The 13,926-nt window shown below is 72.1% G+C and carries 12 protein-coding genes; 8 read left to right on the top strand and 4 right to left on the bottom strand.

The genetic code is table 11. The annotated features are described in order from the left end of the window. Positions 1 to 5: 5 nt before the first annotated feature. Positions 6 to 1,922 (top strand): DUF2264 domain-containing protein, encoded by a 1,917-nt coding sequence (locus OHU35_RS04110; RefSeq protein ID WP_405504678.1) that lies wholly within the window; start codon positions 6 to 8, stop codon positions 1,920 to 1,922. A gap of 55 nt (positions 1,923 to 1,977) precedes the next feature. Here OHU35_RS04110 and OHU35_RS04105 read toward each other — a convergent pair whose 3' ends face one another. From OHU35_RS04105 to OHU35_RS04095, 3 genes are read right to left on the bottom strand one after another with little or no spacing between them, the layout of a single operon-like run. Continuing rightward, complete coding sequence (locus tag OHU35_RS04105) at positions 1,978 to 3,471, bottom strand: tripartite tricarboxylate transporter permease (protein ID WP_189730529.1); 1,494 nt, start codon at positions 3,469 to 3,471, stop codon at positions 1,978 to 1,980. Between the two features lies 1 nt (position 3,472). Further along, a complete protein-coding gene (locus tag OHU35_RS04100; protein WP_359895606.1) occupies positions 3,473 to 4,012 on the bottom strand; it encodes a tripartite tricarboxylate transporter TctB family protein in 540 nt (179 codons plus the stop codon). Next, entirely contained in the window at positions 4,009 to 4,992 is a 984-nt protein-coding gene (locus OHU35_RS04095; protein ID WP_359895729.1) for a tripartite tricarboxylate transporter substrate binding protein, read from the bottom strand. Before OHU35_RS04095 ends, OHU35_RS04100 begins: the two co-directional genes overlap by 4 nt. Positions 4,993 to 5,242: 250 nt before the next feature. Here OHU35_RS04095 and OHU35_RS04090 point away from each other — a divergent pair, with 250 nt between their 5' ends. Continuing rightward, positions 5,243 to 5,992 carry a response regulator gene (locus OHU35_RS04090; protein ID WP_359895607.1) on the top strand — a complete coding sequence of 250 codons (750 nt, stop codon included), beginning with the start codon at positions 5,243 to 5,245 and terminating at the stop codon, positions 5,990 to 5,992. 87 nt (positions 5,993 to 6,079) lie between these two features. Here the strand turns inward: OHU35_RS04090 and OHU35_RS04085 are convergent, their stop codons facing one another. Beyond that, positions 6,080 to 7,606 (bottom strand): alpha/beta fold hydrolase, encoded by a 1,527-nt coding sequence (locus OHU35_RS04085; protein WP_405504675.1) that lies wholly within the window; start codon positions 7,604 to 7,606, stop codon positions 6,080 to 6,082. Positions 7,607 to 7,974: 368 nt separating this feature from the next. Between OHU35_RS04085 and OHU35_RS04080 the strand changes: the two genes are divergently transcribed. The 6 genes from OHU35_RS04080 (at position 7,975) to OHU35_RS04055 (ending at position 13,924) form a co-directional block, all read left to right on the top strand. Further along, a complete protein-coding gene (locus OHU35_RS04080) occupies positions 7,975 to 9,099 on the top strand; it encodes a Gfo/Idh/MocA family protein (RefSeq protein WP_189730537.1) in 1,125 nt (374 codons plus the stop codon). Then, on the top strand, positions 9,096 to 10,022 hold the full coding sequence (locus tag OHU35_RS04075; RefSeq protein ID WP_189730539.1) for a PmoA family protein: 927 nt from the start codon (positions 9,096 to 9,098) through the stop codon (positions 10,020 to 10,022). The genes OHU35_RS04080 and OHU35_RS04075 overlap by 4 nt, the downstream gene beginning before the upstream one ends. Continuing rightward, the gene (locus tag OHU35_RS04070; protein ID WP_189730541.1) at positions 10,016 to 10,777 is read left to right on the top strand and encodes a cupin; all 762 of its coding nucleotides are present in this window, start codon (positions 10,016 to 10,018) and stop codon (positions 10,775 to 10,777) included. Before OHU35_RS04075 ends, OHU35_RS04070 begins: the two co-directional genes overlap by 7 nt. Positions 10,778 to 10,848: 71 nt before the next feature. After that, positions 10,849 to 12,132 carry an ABC transporter substrate-binding protein gene (locus tag OHU35_RS04065; RefSeq protein WP_189730543.1) on the top strand — a complete coding sequence of 428 codons (1,284 nt, stop codon included), beginning with the start codon at positions 10,849 to 10,851 and terminating at the stop codon, positions 12,130 to 12,132. Beyond that, positions 12,129 to 13,067, top strand: coding sequence for a carbohydrate ABC transporter permease (locus tag OHU35_RS04060; RefSeq protein WP_405504671.1), 939 nt, complete (start codon positions 12,129 to 12,131; stop codon positions 13,065 to 13,067). Before OHU35_RS04065 ends, OHU35_RS04060 begins: the two co-directional genes overlap by 4 nt. Next, positions 13,064 to 13,924 (top strand): carbohydrate ABC transporter permease, encoded by an 861-nt coding sequence (locus OHU35_RS04055; RefSeq protein WP_405504669.1) that lies wholly within the window; start codon positions 13,064 to 13,066, stop codon positions 13,922 to 13,924. The genes OHU35_RS04060 and OHU35_RS04055 overlap by 4 nt, the downstream gene beginning before the upstream one ends. Positions 13,925 to 13,926 lie beyond the last annotated feature (2 nt).

Raw genomic sequence — 13,926 nt, 5'->3', positions numbered from 1 at the left:
CCCGCATGAGCGCGCCGCACGTGTCGCTCCCGACGCACCTCCCCCAGCTGCCGCCCCCCGACCCGCTGACCTCGCCCCTCACCGGCTGGACGCGCGCCCACTGGGAGGCGATCGCCGACCGCCTTCTGGACGCCCTGCTGCCCTACGCCTCCCCGGGCCTGGCCCAGTACCGGCTCCCCGGACCGCCCAGCCACTCCGGGCCCTGGTCGGACGGGCTGGAGGGCTTCGCCCGCTCGTTCCTGCTGGCAGCCTTCCGCATCGCCGGTTCCGGCGGGCAGGGGGTGCCCGGCCTGATCGAGCGGTACGCGGCCGGACTCGCCGCCGGCACCGACCCGCACAGCCCCGACCGCTGGCCGCCCATCACCGACCGCGGTCAGCCCATGGTCGAGGCCGCGTCCCTCGCGATCGCCCTGCACGAGACCCGCCCGTGGATCTGGGACCGGCTCGACGACCGCGTTCGGCAGCGGATCGCCGACTGGCTGGGCGGCTTCGTCGGAGCGGTCGTCAACGACTCCAACTGGCGGCTGTTCCAGGTCATCACCGAGGAGTTCCTCGCCTCCGTCGGCGCCCCGCACAGCCGCCGCGAGATCGACGCCGGGCTGGCACGTCTGGAGGACTGGTACCGGGGCGACGGCTGGTACACCGACGGCGACGGCCGCAAGTTCGACTACTACAACGCCTGGGCCCTGCACCTGTATCCGGTGCTCTGGGCCCGTATCGCCGGGCCGCGCGCCGACCCGGGGCCGGTGGCGGCCCACCGGGCACGCCTGCGGTCGTTCCTCCACGACCACCAGCACTTCTTCGGCGCCGACGGGGCCCCCGTCCACCAGGGCCGCTCGCTCACCTATCGCTTCGCCACGACCGCGCCGCTGTGGGCGGGTGTTCTCGCCGACGCCACTCCGCTGCCGCCCGGCCGCACCCGCCGCCTCGCCTCCGGCGCGCTGAGGCACTTCGCCGAGCGGGGCGTGCCCGACGAGCACGGACTGCTCACGCTCGGCTGGTACGGGCCCTTCCTCCCCGTCACCCAGCGGTACTCGGGCCCGGCCTCCCCGTACTGGGCGAGCAAGGCCTTCCTGGGCCTGCTCCTGCCCGCCGACCACCCCGTGTGGGCCGCGCCCGAGGAACCCGGCCCGGTCGAGACGGCCGACGTACGCCTCGTGTTACCCGCCCCGGGCTGGCTGCTGCACTCCACTGCGACCGACGGGATCGTACGGCTCGTCAACCACGGCAGCGACCGCCTGCCGCCCCCACCGGCGCAGGCGCAGGACAGCCCGCACTACGCCCGGTTCGCCTACTCCAGCGCCACGGCCCCCGAGACCCCTCCGGCGCCGCGCACGGGCCACGACAACCACATCGCCCTGCTCGCCCCCGACGGCACACCGACCCCGCGCGGCCGTATCCACCCCCTCGGCGCCGAGGGCGCTCGTGCCGCCTCCTGGCACCGGGCCCTCCTCCCGGGCGGCGGCGAAGGGCACCGCATCGAGACGGTCAGCGTGGTGCACGGCCCCTGGGAGGTCCGGGTGCACCGCGTCGACGCGCCCCCCGGCACGCCCGTGCGCGAGGGCGGCTGGGCCGTGGCCGACGACACCGCACCGCCGGTGGCCCGGACCGGCCCCGGCCGGGCACGCGCCCGGCGCGCGGACGGCCTGACCAGCGCGCTCGTCGGCCTGCACGGCTGGAGCGACGACGAGGGCACGGTCGTGGCGGCGGTGGGCAGCAACGCGTACGGGCACCACTCGGCGACACCCCTCCTGACGCTGCCGTCCCACCCCGGCGGCACCCACCTCCTGGTGACGCTGGTCGTGCTCAGCGCCGACCCCGCGGTGCACGCCCTGGTCGAGGGGGCCCGGGTACGGGCCGGGGCCGACGGGGGAGTGGAGATCCGGTTCCCGGACGGCACGCGGGAGTCGGTCGCCCCGTGAGAGATGCCGAGAGGGCGTGGCTCGGATGAGCCACGCCCTCAGGTCTTGCAACGCGTCAGGCCTCCACGCGCCCCCGTGTCACCGCCTTCTTCAGCAGCGGCCAGGCCAGCAGGACCAGGATCACCGCGTACACGGTCACCGCGAACGGTGTGTTGACCAGGCCCGTCACGCTGCCGTCGCTGATCTGCAGGGCGCGCCGCAGTTGCTGCTCGGCGTTGGGGCCGAGGATGACGCCGATGACGGCGGGCAGTACGGGCAGGCCGTAGCGGCGCATGCCGAAGCCGATCAGGCCGATGATCAGCAGGATCACCAGGTCGATCACCTCGCCGCCGACCGCGTACGCGCCGACCGCCGCGAAGAACATGATCCCGGCGTACAGGTACGGCCGCGGAATGCGCAGCAGTTTCGCCCACACCGGCGCCAGCGGCAGGTTGAGCGCGAGCAGCAGCACCATGCCGACGAACAGGGAGGCGATCAGGCCCCACACCAGGTCGGGTTCGCGCTCGAAGAGCAGCGGGCCGGGCTGGATGCCGTACTGCTGGAAGGCGGCCAGCATGACGGCCGCGACCGCCGTGGTCGGCAGGCCCAGGGTCAGCATCGACACCAGGGTGCCCGCCGCCGAGGCCGACGCCGCCGACTCCGGCCCCGCGACGCCCTCGATCGCGCCCTTGCCCCACTGGTCCTTGTGCTTGGACAGCCGTTTCTCCGTCACGTACGACAGAAACGTGGGGATCTCGGCGCCACCCGCCGGGATCGCGCCGAACGGGAAACCGATGAACGGGCCGCGCAGCCATGACTTCCAGGTCCGGTTCACATCCTCGCGCCCCAGCCACGGCCGGCCCACCGGGATCGGCTCCGGCGGCCTGCGCCGCAGATGGGCGGCGACCCACAGGGCCTCGCCGATCGCGAAGAGACCGACCGCGACGATCACCACGTCGATGCCGTCGGCCAGTTGGAGCGAGCCGAAGGTCAGGCGCTGCTGGCCGGTCATCTGGTCCAGGCCCACCAGGCCCAGGGTGAGGCCGATGAGCAGGGAGGCGAGGCCGCGGATGCGGGACGAGCCCAGCACCGACGTCACCGCGATGAACGCCAGCACCATGATGGCGAAGTAGTCCGGCGCGCCGATGTCCACGGCCAGTTTTGCGACCGTCGGCGCGAGTGCCACCAGCAAGAGCGTGCCGATCAGGCCGCCCGCGAAGTGCCCGACGGCGGCCGCCGCGAGGGCCTGGGCGCCGCGCCCGGACTTGGCCATGGGGTTGCCCTCCATGGCCGCGACCACCGCCGCGCTCTCACCGGGCGTGTTGAGCAGGATGGAGGTGGTCGAACCGCCGAACATCGCGCCGTAGTAGATGCCGGCGAACATGATGAACGCGCCGATCGGGTCGAGCCCGTACGTCACCGGCAGCAGCAGCGCGACCGCCATCGCCGGGCCGATGCCCGGCAGCACGCCGATCGCCGTGCCGAGCAGCACACCGATGACGGCCCAGAGGAGATTGATCGGCGTGAGGGCCGTACCGAAGCCGTCCAGAAGGGAGTTGAAGGCATCCATGTCACAGCACTCCCATCAGCGGACCGCCGGGCAGGGGCACTCCGAGCAGATTGTTGAACACGGTGTAGGTGACGAGGGACAGCCCGGCCGCGATGAGCGGATCGCGGTCGATCCTGCGGCTGCCGAGCGCGAACGCCGCGCCCCAGAACAGCAGCGCGCCCGCTATGGGGAAGCCGAGCGGCTCGATGAGGACGGCCGCGCCGAGGAACACCCCGGCGAGCAGCAGCACCGTGCGCCAGTCGGCGGGCTCGGACAGGTCGACGTCCTCGCCGGTCTCGGCCTGCCCCCGGCCGCCGCGCAGGACGTCCACGGCGAGCAGCGCGGCGATCACCAGCAGCCCGGCGCCGACCACGATCGGTACGGTCTTCGGGCCGACGGGACCGCGCTGGGCGATGTCGACGTCCATGGTGAGCGCGTCGGTCAGGACGAGCACGCCCAGTGCCAGCAGCAGCACACACACGCCGAGTTCGGAGTGCTCGCGCAGCCACGAGCGCCGTTCGCCGCCGGTCTCGGCGGGGGGAATGTCGGTCTGCGTCGTCACAGTCCCAGCTCCTTCAGCACCGAAACCACGCGCTTGTCCTCGGCGTCGAGGAACGCGCCGAACTCGTCACCGGTGAGGAAGGCGTCGTCCCAGCCGTTCTGCTTCATGGACTTCCGCCACTCGTCGGAGCCGTGCAGCTCCTCGACGAGCCGCACGAGCTTGTCCCGCTCGCCGTCGGTGAGGCCGGGCGGGGCGACGATGCCGCGCCAGTTGGTGAAGTTCACGTCGTAACCGGCCTCCCGCAGCGTCGGCGCGTCGAGACCGTCGACCCGCTTCGGGCCGGTGACCGCGAGGAGGCGCAGCTCGCCCGCCTTGATCTGGTCCAGGTACTCGCCGACACCGGAGACACCGAAGGCGACCTTGTTGCCGAGGATGGAGGCGAGCAGCTCGCCGCCGCCGTCGAAGGGGATGTAGTTCACCTGCTTCGGCGGGATCCCCGCGGCCCGCGCCATCAGCATCGGCGCGAGGTGGTCGGGCCCGCCGGGGGAGGACCCGCCGCCCACCGGGAGCTTGCCGGGGTTCTCCTTCCAGGCGCCGATCAGGTCGTCGATCGTCTTGTACGGGGAGTCCTTGGCGACCACGACGACGTCCTGCTCCTCGGTGAGCCGGGCGATCGGCGTGGAGTCGCCGAGCGTCTTCGGCGCGTCGTTGGAACGGACGGCCCCCACGACCCCGAGGCCCATGGACATGGCGAGCTTGCCGTTGCCGTGCTCGCTCACCAGCCGGCTGAGGCCCACGGTGCCGCCGGCTCCGGGCAGGTTGAACACCTCGATGTTGTGGGTCAGTCCGGCGTCCTCGGCGTTCTTCGCGGCCGTACGGGCCGTGATGTCGTAGCCGCCGCCGGGCGTGTTGGGGACCATGAAACGCAGGCCCGGGATCTGTGTGCCGGTCTCGGAACCGCTGCCGGTGGTCAGCAGCGGCGGTCCGACGAGTACGAGCACGGCGGCCCCGAGCAGGGCAAGGGGAGTGCGCAGGCGCATGAGTGCCACCACCTGTCGGTACGTCGATGCGGGTAGGTAAAGGCCCTGTGGGGGAGGGTGACGTGGGCCACATGCTGCCCGGGTGCCGACGAGCTGTCTCTCTTGCGGAACCAACGGAGGTTTTGGTCTTTGCGGTCGTCGGAACGGCCGTGCGCACCCCCGGCCCCGTGGACCGCACCCGTGCACATCTCTTTCCCTCACCGCAGGTGGACGCCATGATGGGCGGCCCCGGCACGGAAGGAGCGACCCGATGACCAGCGAGCCCCGCACGTCCGGCACCACCGGCACGATCGACGTCCTCGTGGTCGACGACGACTTCATGGTGGCCAAGGTCCACCGCGCCTTCGTCGAGCGCGTCGACTCCTTCCGCGTCGTCGGCGTCGCCGGTACCGGCGCACAGGCCGTCGCCGCCGCCGACGCGCTGCGCCCCGACCTCGTGCTGCTCGACCTGCACCTGCCGGACGTCTTCGGCCTCGACGTCATCCCCCGGCTGCGTTCCGCGGGCCACGACTGCGACGTCATGGTCGTCAGCGCCGCCCGGGAGGCCGAGACGGTCCGCGGTGCCGTCCGGCACGGGGTCGTCGACTACCTCCTCAAACCGTTCGAGTCCGAGGAGCTGCGCGCCCGGCTGGAGCGCTACGCCGACCGGCGCGGCCGGCTGCTCGGCACGGTCGTGCGCAGCCAGGCCGACGTCGACCGGGTGCTGGCCGGAGCCGCCGGAGGGGCCACGCCCGTCGCCGCCCTGCCCAAGGGCATGAGCGTGGAGACCGCCGAGCTGGTCGAACGGGCCCTGCGCGAGACGGACGGCACCCTGTCCGCCAGCGAGTGCGCCGCCCTGACCGGCGTCTCCCGCGTCAGCGCCCGCCGCTACCTCGAGCACTTCCACACCGTCGGCCGCGTGGAGGTCTCCCTGCGCTACGGCGTGGCGGGCCGCCCCGAACGCCGCTACCGCTTCCGCGGCCCCGCCGCGCTCCGGCCGGGGGGCGAGGCGAGGGCCTAGGGCCTGAACAGGGCCTTGGACCCACCGTGCCTCGACGGGCCCCAGGTTCGCCCCCATCGGACCGAGAACTGCTCGAGCGGCGCGGTCCTACCGCGCCGCGCAGTCGACGTCCTGCGCCGGCAGGCGACCTGTCGCGAGGTACGCGTTGACCGTGTCGTCGACGCACGGCGCACCGTAGACGCCGTACACCGCGTGCTGATCGGCCCCGTTCAGCGTCACCAGGCGCGAGGAGGGCCACATGGTGCGCACGGTCCTGGCGCCGTCGTGGTCGGTGCGCGGGTCCCCGGTGGCGTTGACGAGGAGGGCGGGCAGGTCGTCGCGGATCATGGTCGGGCGCTCGCGCGGCCGGTCCCAGAACGCGCACGGGTTGATGTCGTGCGTGACGGGCGCGAACAGCGGGTCCCGCGCCCGGCCGCGCTGGACATCGCGCCAGTAGACCTCCGGGTCACGGGGCGCGGCCCCGTCGCCGCACAGGATCGCCGTCTGCGCGCTGCCGTAGGGGGAGTCGGTGCCCGTGAGCACGAATTCGAGCACCCCGGCGAGCCAGGGCGACGGCGTGACCCGCTGCCCCTCGGACGCCCGCAGCATGTCCCGCACGCCCTGCGCGAAGTCACCGTAGGCGGCGTCGTTGTGCTGGGAGAGGCCGTTGAAGACGACCATGGGCATCACGTGCTCGTCCAGCCGGTGGTCGCCGAGCCGCAGCGGTGTCCGGGACGCGGCCTTCCGTACGCGGTCCACGGCGGCCAGCACCTCACCCCGTGTCCCGCCCAGCCCGTAGGTCGCCTCGCGCGCGGCGGCCCAGGAGGCCCACCCCTCCAGCGCGTGCCGGTTGGCCCGCTCGACGCCCCGCAGCAGCCTCGGCCCGTACCGGTCCGGGTCGATCACACCGTCCAGGACGACCCGGTCGGTGCGGCCGGGGAACATCGTGGTGTACACCTCGCCGAGGTAGCTGCCGTACGAGTAGCCCAGGTAGGAGATCCGCCGCTCGCCCAGCGCGGCCCGGACGACGTCCATGTCGCGCGCGGTGTTGCGGGTCGTGGCGTGGGGCAGGACATCGCCCGCGTTGCCGCGGCAGAGTTCGGCGAGGTCCTTCGAGAACGCGGTCACGCGGTCGAAGCCGGCCCGGTCCTCTCCCGCCCCGCGCCATGCCGAGCCGGTCGGCCAGCGGCAGTCCAGCGGTGTGCTGCGGCCGATGAACCGGGGGTCGACGCCCACCACGTCGTACCGTGCGGCGACGTCCTTCATGGCCTTGCGCACCCACGGCGGGTCGCCGAGCGACGGCCCGCCGGGGCCGTCGCCGTTGAGCAGCAGCGGGCCGACGCGGCGGGCGGTGTCGGTGGCGCGGATCCGGGATATCGCGACGGTGATCGAGCGGCCGCCGGGGTTTGAGTAGTCCAGCGGCACCGTCACGTCGGCGCAGCGGGCGCCCGCCTGCCGCAGCTCCTTGCCGGTCGTGTCCTGAGGCCCGAGCACGCAGCTCTTCCAGACGAGGCGCTGCTGGTGGTAGCGGGCGAGCGGGTCGGGGGCCGTCTCGGCCGGGCGGGCCGTCGCCGTGGCGGGCAGTGCGGTGAGGGCGAGAGCGGCGGTCGTCAGGGCCAGGGCGGCCCTTCTCACAGATCCCGGTGAGCGGGATAAGCGGAGCACGGGGCTGTCCTTTCTGTCGCGACTGTCCCTCGGCGGTCCGACGTGGACATGTCGAGGGGGGTGTTGTGCGACAGAACGGTAGGGACGGGCCGCTTCCCGATCACTCCGGCCGGCAGCCGTTTCGTGGTGGGGTCAACCCCAGCGGACAGAAGGGGGAATGCCGTTTCCGTGAGGCCGACGAAAACCGGAATCCAGGCCCCAAGCTGGGAGAACGCTCGCGCAGACCTTGTGCAGGTCGCTGCAGGGGGGTTGTCCAGACATGGTCCCGCGCCTAGGGTCACCTTCCGAGTGCAAGCGCTTTCCAAGCGTGAGTCCACCGGCCGTCCGAGGAGCGCCGCATGTCCGTGTCCCCAGGGTCTCCCACCCGCCGCCGTGTGGCCGTCGTCGGCACCGGAGCCATCGTCAGCGGCAGCCACCTGCCCGCGCTGCGGGCCCACTCCGACCGGGTGGAACTGGTCGCCGCCGTCGACGTGGACCAGGAGCGGCTCGACACCTTCCGCGAGCTGGCCGGCGACCAGGTCGCCGGATACACCTCGATGGACGCGATGCTCGACGCCGTACGCCCCGACCTGGTCCTGATCGGGACACCGCCCTCCCTGCACCGGGAGCAGACGGTGGCCGCGCTCAAGGCGGGTGCCTGGGTGCTCTGCGAGAAGCCGCTCACCCTGTCACTCGCCGAGTACGACGAGATCGCCGCCGCCGAGGAGGCCTCCGGGGCGTACGCCGCGGTCGTCTTCCAGCACCGCTACGGCTCCGGCGCCGTGCACGCCCGCGAGCTGATCACCAGCGGCGAGCTGGGCGCCCCGCTGGTCGCGCACTGCCAGACGACCTGGCACCGGGACGCCGCGTACTACGCGGTGCCGTGGCGCGGCAAGTGGGCCAGCGAGGGCGGCGGCCCGACCATGGGCCACGGCATCCACCAGTACGACCTGCTGCTGCACCTGCTCGGCGAGTGGGAGGAGATCCAGGCCATGGCGGCCCGGCTCGTCCACGACACCGAGAGCGAGGACGTCTCCACCGCGCTGGTGCGCTTCCGGAGCGGCGCCCTCGCGACCGTCGTGAACAGCGTGCTGTCCCCGGACGAGGTGAGCCGCATCCGCGTCGACTGCGCGGACGCCACGATCGAGCTCACCCACCTGTACGGCCACAGCAACGACAGCTGGGCCTACACCCCGGCCCCGCACGTCGCCTCCGACCGCGCCACCGCCTGGCGCACCCCCGCGAACGACGTGCCGAGTTCGCACACGGCCCAGCTCGGCACGCTCCTCGACGCCTACGACACCGGCACCCGGCCACCGGGCAGCGGCCAGGACGCCCGCGCCACGCTCGAGTTCGCCGCCGCCCTGTACAAGGCGGCGTTCACCGGCCGCTCGGTGCGTGCCGGGGAGATCGGCCCCGGCGACCCCTTCTACGAGGCCATGCACGGCGAGTACCCCGACTGGGCCCCCAAGGAGCGCGCATGAGTATCCGAGTCACCCACACCCACGGCGAGGACATCGCTGTCACGGCTGCAGGCGGCACGGAAATCCTCCGCTACGTCTACCGCCCCGACCCGGATCCCTTCGAGTCCCGCAAGCCGTACGCCCACCCCGTACGCACCCTCTCCGGCCGCACGGTCACCGGCTACCGCCCGAACGACCACCGCTGGCACAAGGGCCTGCAGATGACCTCGAGCCATCTGTCCGGCCAGAACTTCTGGGGCGGCAACTGCTACGTCCACGGCCAGGGCTATCTGCCCCTGCCCGAGCGCGTCGGCTCGATGCGGCACGACGGCTTCCCGGACTTCACGGTCGAGGACGACCGCCTCGCCTTCACCGAGAACCTCACCTGGGTCGAGAACGGCGGTGAGGAGTGGGCCCGCGAGGTGCGGGGGCTGACCGTCCACTCGGTGGACGAGGAAGCCGGATCCTGGGCTCTCGACTGGTCGATCCGCCTCACCAACCTCCGTTCCGAGCCCCTGGCCTTCGGCTCCCCGACCACCGCGGGCCGCGAGATGGCCGGCTACACCGGACTCCAGTGGCGCGGCCCGCGCGACTTCACCGGCGGCACGGTCTTCGCCCCCGACACCGACGCCGACGCGGGCAAGCTCATGGGCACCCAGGGCCCCTGGCTCGCCTTCACCACCGAGCACGACGACGTCGACGGCCACTCCACACTCGTCTTCGCGCACGCGCCCGAGAACCTCGACGAGACGTCCGCGATCCACGAGTCGCACTGGTTCGTCCGCGCCGAGCCCTTCCCGACGGTCGCCTTCTCCTGGGCGTTCTTCGAGGAGTTCGCACTCCCGCCGGGCGAGTCCTTCGCCTACCGCTACCGGCTGGTCGTGGCCGACGGCGCCTGGGACCGCGACCGGGTCGGCACCCACATGGAGAGCCTGCCGTGGTGAGCGACCCGAAGCCCGCCCTGCCGCACCCGCTGCCCGGCGCGATCGGCCTGTCCCATCTGAGCGCCTACGACTGGGAGGCCGCCGACGGCGTCTGCGGCGGCAGCCCGCATCTGCACCTGGTGTGCGCCGAGGCGTACGTCGTCACCGGCGGCCGGGGCGCGGTCCAGACGCTGAGCCCCGACGGCTACCGGGACATCCCCCTCGCGGCCGGCTCCGTCGCCTGGTTCACACCGGGCACGGTCCACCGCATGGTGCAGGGCGGCGACCTGCGCATCACCGTGCTGATGCAGAACAGCGGCCTGCCCGAGGCCGGTGACGCCGTGTTCACCTTCCCGCCCGAGGTGCTCGCCGACCCCGGGAAGTACGCCGACGCGGCGAAACTGCCGCCCGGCACGGGACCCGAGACGGCGGCGGCCGCCCGGCGCCGCAGGGACCTCGCCGTCGAGGGCTACCTCGTCCTGCGCGAAGCCCTCGAAGCCGGCGACAACGGCCCGTACCTGGAGTTCCAGCGGGCCGCCGCACGCCTCGTGCGCGACAAGGTGCCCACCTGGCGCGAGCTGTGGCGGGCGGGTGCGCTGGCCACCGCCGAACGCACCGGCGCCCAGCTCGACGCGCTGGAGGCGGGGGAGCCCCTCCACCTCGGCGAGGCCACCGCCCACGAGGCAGCCCCCACCCGGCTCGGCGGCTTCGGCATGTGCGGCCGCCGCGACGAGTACAACCTGCCCGGTACGACGCTGCCGTACCAGGGCGAGTAACCGAGCAAGGGGGGGGCGACAGGCCGAGGGGGGCCAACAGGAAGTCCGAGGAAAGGAGAGGTGACCTCGGCATGCCCGGACACAGGACAAAGGGGTTCTGCGCGTCGGCCGCCGCACTGGCACTGTGCGCCGTGCTGGCAGGCTGCGGAGGATCCGGGGAATCCGCCGGCGGCGGCAAGGTCGTGCTGCGCTACACGTGGTGGGGCAACCCCGACCGCGCGGCACGCACCGAGCAGGCCGTCGCGCTGTTCGAGAAACAGCACCCGGACATCGACGTCACGACGTCGTTCTCCGGCTACGACGCCTACAAGCAGAAGCTCGCCACCCAGGCCGCCGGCGGTGACGCGCCGGACGTGATGCAGTTGGACTACCGCCAGATCGACCAGTACGCCTCCGGCGGTGTGCTGCTCGACCTGGCGAAGCAGAAGTCCGTACTGCGCACCTCCGAGATCGACCAGGGACTGCTCGCCACCGGCCGCGTGGACGATGTCCAGTACGCGATCCCGCAGGGCCGCGGCACCGAGACCGTCGTCCACGACGTCGCGACCTGGAAGAAGTCGGGAGTCCCGCTCCCCGGCGGGAGCTGGACCTGGAGCCAGTGGGCCGACGCCATGCGGGCCCTCGCGAAGAAGACCGGCAAACCGGGGGGCACTGACCCCGGCTGGAGCGAGGACGCCTTCGAGGTGTGGCTGCGCGGGCAGGGCAAGGCCCTCTACACAGAGAACGGCGGGCTCGGTTTCACCGCCGACGACCTCACCCGCTGGTGGACGTTCACGGACCGGCTCCGGCGTGAGGGGGCCGTCTCGCCCGCCGAGCAGACCACCCAGCTGGACGGCACCGTGGAGAACACCCCGCTCGGGCGCGGCGAGGCGACCTCCGACAACAACTGGGACGCCCCGTCCAGCGGCTACACGGCCCTGGTCAAGGGCGGAGTCGCCCTCGCCCCCATGCCGTCCGGTGAGGACGGCACACCCGGCCAGTACTTCAAGCCGTCCATGTTCCTCGGCGTCTCGTCCAACACCGGCCACCCCAAGGAGGCGGCCCAGCTCGTCGACTTCATGATCAACGACCGGCAGGCCGCGAAGATCCTCGGCGCCGGCCGCGGCATCCCCGTCAACGAGACCATCCGCGACGCGATCGGCCCGGAGCTCAAGGACTTCGACAAGACCATCGCCGACTTCCAGGCGTCCCTCGACGGAAAGCTCAAGGACCCGCCCCAGGCCCCGCCCTCGGGGGACAACGCCCTGCAGACCACCTTCCAGCGCGACTACGACCAGGTGTCCTACGCGCGCATGTCGCCCCGCGAGGCGGCCGAGAACTACGTCACCGAGGCGAAGGCGGAGCTGAGGTCATGACCACCACCGCGATCCCCCCGGAGGCGAGGCGCGCCACCGCCACCGCCCCGAAGCGCCGCCCCAAGCGCGAACGCGAGGGCGCCGCCTGGGTGTTCCTCTCGCCCTGGGTGCTCGGCGCGACCGTCCTGACGTTGCTGCCGATGGCCGTGTCGCTGTACCTGTCGTTCACCGACTACGACCTGTTCAACCCGCCGAAGTGGGTCGGCCTGCGCAACTACGTGCAGATGTTCACCGAGGACCCGCGCTACTGGCGTTCGGTCGTGACGACCCTGACGTACGTCGTCATCGCGGTGCCCCTGCAACTCGCCCTCGCCCTCGTCGTCGCGCTCGCCCTGAAGGGCATGAAGCGAGGCAAGGCCTTCTACCGCTCGGCCTTCTACGCGCCCTCGCTGCTCGGCGCCTCGATGTCCATCGCCCTGGTCTGGCGGGCGGTCTTCAACGACGGCGGCACGGTCGACAACCTGCTCGGCACCGGCGGCTGGGTCAACAAGCCCGGCTTCGCGCTGCTGGCCGTCGCGCTGCTGACGGTGTGGCAGTTCGGCGCGCCGATGGTCATCTTCCTCGCCGGGCTCCAGCAGATCCCCGCCGAGCTGTACGAGGCGGCGGCGGTGGACGGGGCCGGGAAATGGCGGCAGTTCCTGTCGGTCACCGTGCCGATGCTGTCCCCGGTGCTGTTCTTCAACCTGGTCCTGCAGACCATCCAGGCCTTCCAGGTGTTCACGCCCGCCTTCGCGATCAGCGCGGGCAAGGGCGGGCCGGCCGACTCGACCCTCGTCTACACCATGTACCTCTACGACCGGGGCTTCGTCGCCTCCCACATGGGCTACGCCTCCGCCATGGCCTGGGTGCTGCTCGTCGTGATCGGCGTCGTCACGGCGGTGCTGTTCCGCACCTCGCGCTCCTGGGTCTTCTACGCCTCCGAGGGGAACCGATGACCTCGACCGCCGTTTCCCACAAGCCGGTTCGCTGGGGCCGAATCGCCGTGCACCTCGGCTGCCTGGCCGCGCTGCTGGTCATGCTGTACCCGCTGGCCTGGCTGCTGGCCACCTCGCTCAAGCCCGCCGACGAGGTGATCGCGAGCCTGAACCTGCTGCCCAGTCACCTGGAGTGGTCGAACTACTCCACCGCCCTGGACGGCGTCAACGACGTCTCCATCTGGCGGCTGCTCGGCAACTCCCTGCTGATCGCGGGCGGCGCGGTCCTCGGCAACGTCATCAGCTGCTCGCTCGCCGCCTACGCCTTCGCGCGCCTCAGGTTCCGCTTCCGCGGGCCGCTGTTCGCCTTCATGATCGCCACGATCATGCTGCCGCACCACGCGGTGCTGATCCCGCAGTACATCATCTTCAACCAGCTCGGCCTGGTGAACACCTACTGGCCGCTGATCCTGCCGAAGTTCCTCGCGACCGAGGCGTTCTTCGTCTTCCTCATCGTGCAGTTCATGCGCGGCCTGCCGCGCGAGCTGGAGGAGGCCGCCCGGATCGACGGCTGCGGCCCCTTCCGCAGCTTCTTCCAGGTCGTACTGCCGCTCACCCGGCCGGCTTTGATCACCACCGCCATCTTCACCTTCATCTGGACCTGGAACGACTTCTTCACCCAGCTCATCTACCTCTTCGACCCGGAGAAGTTCACGCTGACCCTCGCGCTGCGCTCCTTCGTGGACGCCTCCAGCACCTCCGCGTTCGGCCCGATGTTCGCGTTGTCGGTGATCGCGCTGCTGCCGATCGTGCTGTTCTTCCTCGCCTTCCAGCGGTTCCTGGTGGAGGGCATGGCCAGTTCCGGAGTCAAGGGGTGAGC

The organism is Streptomyces purpurascens (assembly GCF_045040895.1).
Lineage (GTDB): Bacteria > Actinomycetota > Actinomycetes > Streptomycetales > Streptomycetaceae > Streptomyces > Streptomyces purpurascens.
The sequence above is the reverse complement of the archived record's forward strand: the minus strand, read 5'-3'. Positions and strand labels throughout refer to the sequence as shown.

What these genes read in the sequence shown, in the direction of transcription:
- OHU35_RS04110 (WP_405504678.1), top strand. Translation starts at nt 6, where the DNA reads ATGAGCGCGCCGCACGTGTCGCTCCCGACGCACCTCCCCCAGCTGCCG.
- OHU35_RS04105 (WP_189730529.1), bottom strand. Translation starts at nt 3,471, where the DNA reads ATGGATGCCTTCAACTCCCTTCTGGACGGCTTCGGTACGGCCCTCACG.
- OHU35_RS04095 (WP_359895729.1), bottom strand. Translation starts at nt 4,992, where the DNA reads ATGCGCCTGCGCACTCCCCTTGCCCTGCTCGGGGCCGCCGTGCTCGTA.
- OHU35_RS04090 (WP_359895607.1), top strand. Translation starts at nt 5,243, where the DNA reads ATGACCAGCGAGCCCCGCACGTCCGGCACCACCGGCACGATCGACGTC.
- OHU35_RS04080 (WP_189730537.1), top strand. Translation starts at nt 7,975, where the DNA reads ATGTCCGTGTCCCCAGGGTCTCCCACCCGCCGCCGTGTGGCCGTCGTC.
- OHU35_RS04075 (WP_189730539.1), top strand. Translation starts at nt 9,096, where the DNA reads ATGAGTATCCGAGTCACCCACACCCACGGCGAGGACATCGCTGTCACG.
- OHU35_RS04065 (WP_189730543.1), top strand. Translation starts at nt 10,849, where the DNA reads ATGCCCGGACACAGGACAAAGGGGTTCTGCGCGTCGGCCGCCGCACTG.
- OHU35_RS04060 (WP_405504671.1), top strand. Translation starts at nt 12,129, where the DNA reads ATGACCACCACCGCGATCCCCCCGGAGGCGAGGCGCGCCACCGCCACC.
- OHU35_RS04055 (WP_405504669.1), top strand. Translation starts at nt 13,064, where the DNA reads ATGACCTCGACCGCCGTTTCCCACAAGCCGGTTCGCTGGGGCCGAATC.